This is a genomic window from Microcystis sp. LEGE 08355 (assembly GCF_015207185.1).
In the GTDB taxonomy this organism is placed as follows: domain Bacteria; phylum Cyanobacteriota; class Cyanobacteriia; order Cyanobacteriales; family Microcystaceae; genus Microcystis; species Microcystis panniformis.
In genome coordinates this window covers 1-4,599 of record NZ_JADEXI010000375.1, presented here as the reverse complement: position 1 = coordinate 4,599, position 4,599 = coordinate 1, and the positions used below count along the sequence as shown (strand labels likewise).

Below are 4,599 nucleotides of genomic sequence, written 5' to 3'. Positions count from 1 at the left end.
ACCCTACATAGCTAATATGTTGACAAATGAAACTCTGTACTCATCGTTCGCTCATTTTTTCGAGCAAGAGGGGGTCAAACAGGTTAAAAAGCTTACCCAATAAAGGATTGAGCGACTCGGACTGACTCGGTTTCATCCCGAAGCCAAGTAGTCAGTAGTATAAATAGACTCCTCTATATTCATTAACCTTAAGATTTGTTGTTGTACGAACGAAGTTAAGGGCAGAAATTTCTCTTGAATCCTCTCGATGGATGTACAAAGTGATGTTATTAAAAGCCCTTAACATCTTTTCGGCTGTGGGACGATTAGTGGCGCGTTTAGGATTTCCTTCATAGAGTCCAGCTAAACTGGACTGGGATTGATGTAATTGACGACGCACCACAAATTCCCTCAAAGTGAAAACTCTGAGGGCAATCGTTAATAAAAACATCAATCCTTTAATTTTCTCCTCGTCTCGAAAATAAATTGGTAGAGCAGATAAACGACCTTTTTTAAAGTTAAAAATTTAGCAATAATAAACCCAAAAAAAAAGAGAGCTTGCGCTCTCCTTCTTGGTTATTTGCTAATTTTACTAACTGGCGACAATATATTCCTTGACGTTGGCCCGGCGACGGCGTAAATGAGCTAGGGCCTGGTGTTCTAATTGTCGCACCCGTTCCCGACTGATGTTCATTCTCTGACCGATTTTGGCTAGGGACAACTCTTTGCCATCGCTTAAACCGAAACGGAGGGAAATCACTTCCCGTTGTTGGGGGGTTAATTCGGCCAGGAGATTGGCTAAGTCTTGGCGTAATAACTCTTGAGTGATGAAGGTATCGGGAGAAACTCCGCTATCTTCTAACAATTCCGACAATTCCGTATCTTGGTTATCGCCGACGCGCACATCAAGGGAGATGGGTTGACGAGCCATACTGAGATACTCGCGGATTTGAGCGGGTTCTAGCTCTAATTCCAGGGCAATCTCGGCGGGAGTGGCACTTCTGCCCAGTTTTTGGGCGAGTTCGCGCTGGGTTCTTTTGATTTTATTCAGTTTTTCGGTGATATGGATGGGTAAGCGAATGGTGCGGGCCTGTTGAGCGATCGCACGGGTAATCGCTTGTCGAATCCACCAGTAGGCATAGGTAGAAAATTTATAACCTTTGGTGGGATCAAATTTCTCTACACCTCTTTCTAGTCCCAGACTACCCTCTTGAATTAGATCCAGGAATTCCATGTTCCGCTTTTGATATTTCTTAGCGATCGCAACCACCAAGCGGAGGTTAGCTTCAATCATTTTCCGTTTAGCTCGATCGCCGGTTTTCAAGGCGCGATCCAGTTCATTTTCGCTTAAATTCACCGAATCCGCCCACTCCAATTGCTGTGGTTCCCGTCCTAATTGTTTCGATAGTCCTTCTTTCGCTTCTAACAGGCTCATCATCCGTTGGACTTGTTTGCCGTAAATAATTTCTTGTTCGTGAGTTAGGAGGGGAACCCGCCCAATTTCGTGCAGATAGGTACGCACCATATCGGCATTGAGGGTGGGCTGTGGTTGAGTTTGGTTGGTTTTTGCTGTGGGCATTGGTTTGGTGGTGACTCCTTGACACAGAAAAAGTCTGTTACTATTCCGACTCGCGGGTGAGTCTGGCTTATCTGAAGTCGGTATGAGTTCGATTCGGAATTCCTTTGATTGTATCCTGTGCTTTTAGACGCAGACAATCCCCTAAAGGTTCAAAGCTGATTCATTCTTTGGTATGATGTTAAGTTTATCCTTTTTATCCCAACATCCAGAACAAAAGTATTACAGCCTAGAACTATCAACTACAATCGCTTGTTTTTGGGTCGCTTTTTCCTGAATCCTCGGCAGTGCCGCTGATACTGTTAAGTAAGATTACAAGACAAAAAGGTGATTTTCCCGATTAGCCGTCAACAATCTAGCTGAATTCCGACCCTTTCGCCCTCAGTCTTGAGAGGAAGACTAACAGCCGAGAACCGACTTCTATATATATAATGACTGATCAAAACCAGCAAAGGGAGATGTAATTATTGCGGATTCCCGAACTATTTTCTGTAGTATTTGCTACAAAATTTTAAATTTTTTTCCGATTGAGAATCGGAAAAAATTGTCAAAAAAATTAGGATTGCTAGGAGGGTAATAACTATCATAGAAACAGCAGGGCGGAGATCGGGATAAATTATCTTTGAAACCAAGCTCGATCGCAATCTCCACAATGCCGTTCTGTGAAACTCCTGAACAATGAGGACTTACTATGACTAAAACCGTCGTTATCGATCCCGTCACCCGGATCGAAGGCCATGCCAAGATCTCGATTTTCCTTGACGATGGGGGGGAAGTGGATGACGTGCGTTTTCATGTGGTCGAGTATCGCGGTTTCGAGAAATTCTGCGAGGGACGGCCGATGTGGGAGATGGCGGGAATTACTGCCCGAATTTGCGGCATTTGCCCCGTTAGTCACCTACTTTGTGCCGCCAAAACCGGCGATAAAATTCTAGCGGTGCAAATCCCCCCCGCAGGTGAAAAACTGCGGCGCTTGATGAATTTGGGACAATTAACCCAATCCCATGCTTTAAGCTTTTTCCATCTTAGCAGTCCCGATTTTCTGCTTGGTTGGGAAAGTGACGCCGCTAAACGGAATATTTTCGGTTTAATCGCCGCCGATCCTGACCTAGCGCGAGCAGGCATCCGTTTGCGTCAATTTGGACAGAAAGTTATTGAACTTTTGGGAGCAAAAAAAATTCACCCCGCTTGGTCCGTCCCGGGAGGTGTGCGTTCTCCCCTGAGCGAAGAAGGGCGACAATGGATTAAAGAACGACTGCCGGAGTCTAAAGCGACTCTTTACACGGCTTTAAACCTGTTTAAAAGACTTCTGGACGATTTAACCATAGAAATCGCCGCTTTTGGTAATTTCCCTTCCCTGTTTATGGGATTGGTCGGTAAACGGGACGAGTGGGAACACTACGGTGGTCATATTCGTTTTACCGATAGTCAAGGCAATATCGTGGCCGATAACCTGAGCGAAGACAATTATCGCGATTATATCGGCGAATCAGTAGAAAAATGGTCTTATTTGAAGTTTCCCTACTATAAACCCCTCGGTTATCCCAACGGTATCTATCGGGTTGGTCCGTTGGCGCGCTTAAATGTTTGTTCCCATTTTGGCACGGAGGGAGCGGATATCGAGTTACGGGAATATCGCCATCGGGTCGGTGGTGTAGCAACCTCTTCTTTTTACTATCATTATGCCCGATTAGTGGAGATTTTAGGCTGTTTAGAGCGTATCGAACTTTTAATCGACGATCCCGATATAGTTTCTCCACGCTGTCGCGCCGAAGCAGGAATTAATAATCTGCAAGGGGTGGGAGTTAGTGAAGCGCCCCGGGGTACTTTATTCCATGATTATAAAGTGGATGAAAATGGTTTGATTGAAACGGTGAATTTAATTATTGCCACGGGTAATAATAATTTAGCCATGAATCAAACGGTGAAACAAATCGCCCAACATTATATTCATGGTGGCGAAATTCCCGAAGCGATGTTAAACCGGGTGGAAGCGGGTATTCGTTGCTATGATCCCTGTTTAAGTTGTTCCACTCACGCTATGGGACAAATGCCGCTACAGCTAGAGTTAGTTAATGCAGCCGGTGAGGTGATCAATACTCGACAAAGGGGTTAATTATCTAAGTTGTTGGGGGGTTAGGAAATAGGGGAAATTTATCCTAATACCTGACCCCATTTTACTATTTTTACGGTCAAGATTCTAGCTAAGAATTTCTAGGTTTTGATAAAGAATTTCTATCGGACAAGAAAAGTTAATACAGTTAATAGTGATTAAATCTCCCGCGTGATAAATATGGGGAATCCAGAGGTTATTAGATTGACGTTGATATTGTTCAATTAGGACTTGTTTTTGCTCGATCAATAGATATTCCTCTAATTCGGGGATAGTTTGATAATCGGCAAATTTATCGCCTCTATCAAAGGCTGCCGTAGAGTCGGATAAAACTTCGATAATCACTTGCGGATGCAGGATAAAATCTTCCTGGGAAACTCGATCGAGTTGGTCACAAGTAATGGCAAAATCGGGATAATAGAAGATATTTAAGCTAGGGAGACGCACTTTCATATCGGTAGCGTAGGCAAGACAACCACTACCCCGTAAATGATTAATTAATTGGGCTGAAAGATTACCTGTGATGATAACATGGGCTTTACTGGCCCCCGCCATCGCCAAGATTTGCCCTTGTATATATTCATGTTTAATGGGACTAATTTTCTCTATTTCTAGATAGTCTTTTGGAGTAAAATAAGCGTGACTTTTACCGGCTGTCATGGTGTTTACCTCGCTCATTGTTATACCATTTTTCTTTATTCGTGGCAGACATTCTACTCCTTTCTCCCAAAAAGGGAGAAGGGTTGGGGGTGAGGGAATTAACCATCTCTGCCATTACTTTAGAAAAATGGTATTAGTTTTCTAACGGACAATTAAGCCAAATAATTGAGTCTAAATCAGTCTTACTGCCTTCAGTAAGTAGCTTTCGTATCAGTTCAATATAATTAAAATTACTCTCGAATAAAATAAAACGTCTATCTAAAGAAGCGGC

At 43.4% G+C, this 4,599-nt stretch carries 4 protein-coding genes and 1 pseudogene; 1 reads left to right on the top strand and 4 read right to left on the bottom strand.

Annotated elements, in window-relative coordinates; all coding sequences use genetic code 11:
* Positions 1–151: 151 nt before the first annotated feature.
* Entirely contained in the window at positions 152–430 is a 279-nt protein-coding gene (locus tag IQ242_RS17255) for a hypothetical protein (RefSeq protein WP_228021053.1), read from the bottom strand.
* A 141-nt stretch (positions 431–571) separates the two neighbouring features.
* Complete coding sequence (locus tag IQ242_RS17250; RefSeq protein WP_002770309.1) at positions 572–1,558, bottom strand: RNA polymerase sigma factor, RpoD/SigA family; 987 nt, start codon at positions 1,556–1,558, stop codon at positions 572–574.
* A gap of 688 nt (positions 1,559–2,246) precedes the next feature.
* On the opposite strand from IQ242_RS17250, the gene IQ242_RS17245 reads away from it, so the two are divergent.
* The gene (locus IQ242_RS17245; protein WP_193960821.1) at positions 2,247–3,671 is read left to right on the top strand and encodes a Ni/Fe hydrogenase subunit alpha; all 1,425 of its coding nucleotides are present in this window, start codon (positions 2,247–2,249) and stop codon (positions 3,669–3,671) included.
* A gap of 84 nt (positions 3,672–3,755) precedes the next feature.
* Here IQ242_RS17245 and IQ242_RS17240 read toward each other — a convergent pair whose 3' ends face one another.
* Entirely contained in the window at positions 3,756–4,328 is a 573-nt protein-coding gene (locus IQ242_RS17240; RefSeq protein WP_193960820.1) for a Uma2 family endonuclease, read from the bottom strand.
* Between the two features lie 133 nt (positions 4,329–4,461).
* Positions 4,462–4,599: pseudogene (locus IQ242_RS26295) on the bottom strand (site-specific DNA-methyltransferase); the annotation flags it as partial.